Annotated in this window: 5 protein-coding genes and 1 pseudogene; 4 read left to right on the forward strand and 2 right to left on the reverse strand. The window is 66.5% G+C overall.

From position 1 onward, the window contains the following. The 4 genes from FKP22_RS23030 to FKP22_RS23045 form a co-directional block, all read left to right on the forward strand. Window positions 1-267: allophanate hydrolase-related protein (locus FKP22_RS23030; protein WP_445663750.1), on the forward strand; the 267-nt coding region annotated here is incomplete at its 5' end. Beyond that, window positions 264-665, forward strand: a complete 402-nt coding sequence (locus FKP22_RS23035; RefSeq protein WP_141290012.1) for an AtzH-like domain-containing protein — start codon at window positions 264-266, stop codon at window positions 663-665. The genes FKP22_RS23030 and FKP22_RS23035, both read left to right, overlap by 4 nt. A 1-nt stretch (window position 666) precedes the next feature. Further along, window positions 667-1389 (forward strand): GntR family transcriptional regulator, encoded by a 723-nt coding sequence (locus tag FKP22_RS23040; protein ID WP_233446942.1) that lies wholly within the window; start codon window positions 667-669, stop codon window positions 1387-1389. A gap of 108 nt (window positions 1390-1497) precedes the next feature. Further along, window positions 1498-2067: a cytochrome b gene (locus tag FKP22_RS23045; RefSeq protein ID WP_141290013.1), complete on the forward strand. Its 570-nt coding sequence runs from the start codon at window positions 1498-1500 to the stop codon at window positions 2065-2067. A gap of 135 nt (window positions 2068-2202) precedes the next feature. Here the strand turns inward: FKP22_RS23045 and FKP22_RS34410 are convergent. Further along, window positions 2203-2688 (reverse strand): annotated as a pseudogene (locus FKP22_RS34410) (acyltransferase); the annotation flags it as partial. Window positions 2689-3079: 391 nt separating this feature from the next. Then, window positions 3080-4068, reverse strand: a 989-nt coding sequence (locus tag FKP22_RS23055; protein ID WP_170201031.1) for a VC_2705 family sodium/solute symporter, incomplete at its 5' end; no start/stop codon positions are given.

A 4068-nucleotide genomic window follows, 5' to 3' on the forward strand; every position in this document is an offset into this window, starting at 1 on the left:
AAGCCGGCGCTGGCCCGTGTGGGCGCCGGCGAGGCGGGTCATGCCATCGAGCTGGAGGTCTACGAAATGCCGCTGGAGCAGGTCGGATCGCTGCTGGCGCTGATCCCGCCGCCGCTGGGCCTGGGCTCGGTCGAGCTGGAAGACGGCCGCTGGGTCAAGGGCTTCATCTGCGAGCCCGCGCCGCTGGCGGACGCGCCAGACATCAGCGAACACGGCGGCTGGCGCGCCTACCTGGCCAGCCGAGCCCTGGCCGGCACCAACACATGAGCTTCACCAACGAAGCCGTTGATCGGCAGGACGTGCTGGCCGAAGTCACCGCCTGCTTCCATGCCTACGAAGCGGCCTTCATGGCCAACGACCTGCCCACGCTGATCGGCTTCTTCTGGCAGGACGAGCGCCTGACCCGCTACGGCGTGGCCGACCGCCAACTGGGCCACGCCGAACAGGCGGCCTACCGCCACAGCGTGCCCACGCCCAGCTTCACCCGCCAACTGGAGAACCTGCGCATCAGCAGCTTCGGGCCGGACACGGCCGTTGCACTGGTCGAGTTCGTGCGCAGCGACTCTTCGCTGCGCGGCTTCCAGAGCCAGACCTGGGCGCGGATGCCAGAAGGTTGGCGCATCGTCAGCGCCCATGTCAGCATGATCCCCTGGCCGCCCACGTAACATGACCATCGTCATGAAGTCGTCGCCAGTTCCCGTTGAATCAGAAACGTCTGTCGAGGCCGCGCCGCTGAGCCTCGCCGAACAGGCCTACCGCCAAGTCAAGGCGCTGATCTTCGACTTCAGCCTGATGCCGGGCGACCGCTTCAGCGAGTCCGACCTGACCGGCCGCGTGCTGGTCAGCCGCACGCCGCTGCGCCAGGCGCTGCAGCGGCTGGAGCGCGAAGGTTTCCTGCAGGTCTTTCCGAAGCTGGGTTGGCAGGTCGCGCCGCTGGACTTCGATGCGTTCGACGAGCTGTATGACCTGCGCGTGCTGCTCGAATGCCACGCAGTCGCCAAGCTCTGCGAAGCCGAAGACAGACCGCAACTGGCAGCCCTGGCCGCCGTCTGGCTGCAGCCAGACATCGAGCGCACCGAAGACCCGACAGCGGTGCGCGACCTGGACGAAGGCTTTCACCGCGGGCTGGTGGAAGGCAGCGCCAACCGCGCGATGCTGCGCGTGCACGGCGAGATCACCGACCGCATCCGCATCATCCGCCGGCTGGACTTCACCAAGCCAGCTCGCGTAGAAGCCACCTACGACGAACACGCGCGCATCCTACGCGCCATCACCCGCCGCCGCTCGGACGAAGCCCAACGCCTGCTGCGGGCGCACATCGAGCAGAGCAAGCTCGAAGTGCGGCACATCACGCTGGACATGCTCTACAAGGCACGGCAGAAGGATTGAAAGGCGCAGCCGCTCTTGCACCTGTTTGCCAGCGCTTTGCGCCAGCGCAGTGTCGAGACAAGGGGGAAGGCCGACAATCGATGGGTCGCCACCTTTCCCTGGAAAGCCATGCAACAGCCATCCACCACCCGCTACGACGTCCTCAGCCAGGTGTTTCACTGGGTCACGGCGATCGTGGTGACGATTGCCTTCATCCTCGGCCCAGGCGGATTCGGGCGACTGATGCACCAGGGCGTGGACCCCGCCACGCGCAGCGACATCGTCTGGCACGAGTCGCTGGGCATCCTGGTGCTGGTGCTGACCACGCTGCGCCTGATCTGGGTGGCTGTGCGGCCGGCCGCGCCGCAGGTGCCCATGGCCGGCTGGATGAAACGATCAGCCAAGCTGGGCCACCTGGCCCTGTGGGCCTTGCTGCTGGCGCTGCCGCTGACGGCCTTGCTGGCACTGGGCAGCGAAGGCCACCCGCTGACGCTGCTGGGCGGGGTGCGGGTCGGCCACCTGCCGTTCATTGTCGATTCAGGCCTTGGCGAACTGGCCGACTGGGGCGATGTGCACGGCTTGCTGGGAGACGTGATCATGTGGATCGCCGGCCTGCACGCCGCCGCCGCCTTGTTCCATCACTTCGTGCTCAAGGACACGGTGCTGCTGGCCATGTTGCCCCGCCACAAGCGGCGCTGAATGCCCTGCGGCAAGCGGGTGCTCGGACTCGCATGCAGCCGCTCCTCCCCCTTGCGGCCGCGCGGGCAGCTCCGTGATCTCGGTTTCGCGCTTCTGTACCAGGATCTGGTCAGGCGCGTACTGGCCCTTGATGACGCTGCCGGCGCCAATCACGCAGTTGTCGCCAATCACCGTGCCGCGCAGGATCACCGTGTTGGCGCCGACCCAGACGTTGTCGCCAATGACGATGGGGGACGTCTTGAATGTCGATTTTCCCAGGCCTCCTGCAGGACGGGCTGAGCGGTCATGGTCATGGTCGTACACCATCACGTTCGGCCCGAATTGCACGCCCTTGCCGATGCGGATGCTTTCGTGGCTGACGATCATGCAGCCGTGATTCATGTACGAGTGCTCGCCAATCGACACCTTGGCATGACCGCGCACCCGGATTCTCGAACCGCCTCGAATCTTCACGCCCCAACCCAGCGCAAGGCTGGCTTGCCTGCCGAGGTCGATTTCGGCAAACGGCGAAACCACGCTCCAACGGGTGAATTGGAAACCCTTCACATGGAAGAGCTTGAGGATGCAAAACCTGATCAGCGAATAAGCGACGCACATCGCCCCCCGAATGTATTTCTTCATCTGCGGCTTTCCTGCCTACTTTCCAGCCCATGCGCCGCCGAACGATCCCGCCCCACCGGCCCGGGCCTTGCCGCCTGCGCTGGCGCATCTGTCTCGCTGGCAAGGCCTTGCTGCACAGACTCGTGCCAACGCTGGAACCACGCTTCGGCGCCAACGCCTAGCTTGACGGCACAGGCGCTGCGCCTTGCCGCGCGGCGGCCGGCAGTGTGTATCAGGCGGTGTCAAAGTCGCGGCGGCTGCGACAGCCTGGCTTCCGCGGGGGCGTGGCGGAAAACCCTGCGTTGCCTGGCTATCGCCTGCGGAAGGCAGCGAACACGATGCAAGGACTACACCACTGCCGAAAACGCATCAGTTTCAGCTTGATACAGCGAGGCAGACCTGACCGCCGGCCTCAACCCGGATGCCGCAGATCCTCCACCCACTGCCGCACCTCTGGCGGCGGAGGCGGGGTCAGCAGGCTGACGACGATGGTGACCAGGAAGCCGAAGGGCACGCCGAAGACGCCGGCGGAGATGGGCTGGATGTCCCACCACAGCCCCGCTGGCGCGGTGATGCCGAACAGGCCGCGCAGCCACGGGTGGGTGGCGGCCATGTAGCCGAAGCACAGGACCAGGCCAGCCAGCATGCCGGCCGAGGCACCCCAGCGGTTGGCGCGGCGCCAGAAGAAGCCCAGCACCAGCGCGGGAAAGAAGGCCGACGCAGCGAGCGAAAACGCGGCCGAAACCAGGAACAGGATGTTGGCCGGCTTTTGCGCGGCGACGCTGGCCGCTGCCAGCGCCACCACCAGCAACAACAGCTTGGACAACATGACCCGGCGCGCGGTGCCGGCCTGCGGGTCCAGCACCTTGTGGTACAGGTCGTGCGAGAGCGCGTTCGAGATCGTGAGCAACAGGCCGTCTGCTGTGGACAGCGCTGCGGCCAGGCCGCCGGCCGCCACCATGCCGGAGATGACGTACGGCAGCCCGGCGATTTCGGGCGTGGCCAGCATGATGATGTCGCCGCCGATCTTCAGTTCGGCCAGCTGCAGCACGCGGTCGTGGTTGATGTCCACCACCGACAGCAGCCCGGGGTCGACCCGGTTCCAGTTGGCGATCCAGGCCGGCAAGGCATCGAACGAGGTGCCGACCAGGTGGGTGAAGATTTCGAACTTGACCATCACCGCCAGCGCCGGCGCGGTCAGGTACAGCAGCAGGATGAAGAACAGCGACCAGGCGACCGACTGGCGCGCTTCGCGCACCGAGGGCGTGGTGTAAGAGCGGGTGAGGATGTGCGGCAGCCCGGCGGTGCCCAGCATCAGGCAGAAGACCAGCGCAAGGAAATTGCGGCGCGAGGCCTCGAAGGCGTGTTGCTGCTCGGGCGTGCCGTCCGGGTCGCCTGCGA

This window comes from Ideonella azotifigens, assembly GCF_006519715.1.
Lineage (GTDB): Bacteria > Pseudomonadota > Gammaproteobacteria > Burkholderiales > Burkholderiaceae_C > Ideonella > Ideonella azotifigens.

Coding starts and splice junctions, on each gene's coding strand:
- FKP22_RS23035 (WP_141290012.1), top strand. CDS start 264: ATGAGCTTCACCAACGAAGCCGTTGATCGGCAGGACGTGCTGGCCGAA.
- FKP22_RS23040 (WP_233446942.1), top strand. CDS start 667: ATGACCATCGTCATGAAGTCGTCGCCAGTTCCCGTTGAATCAGAAACG.
- FKP22_RS23045 (WP_141290013.1), top strand. CDS start 1,498: ATGCAACAGCCATCCACCACCCGCTACGACGTCCTCAGCCAGGTGTTT.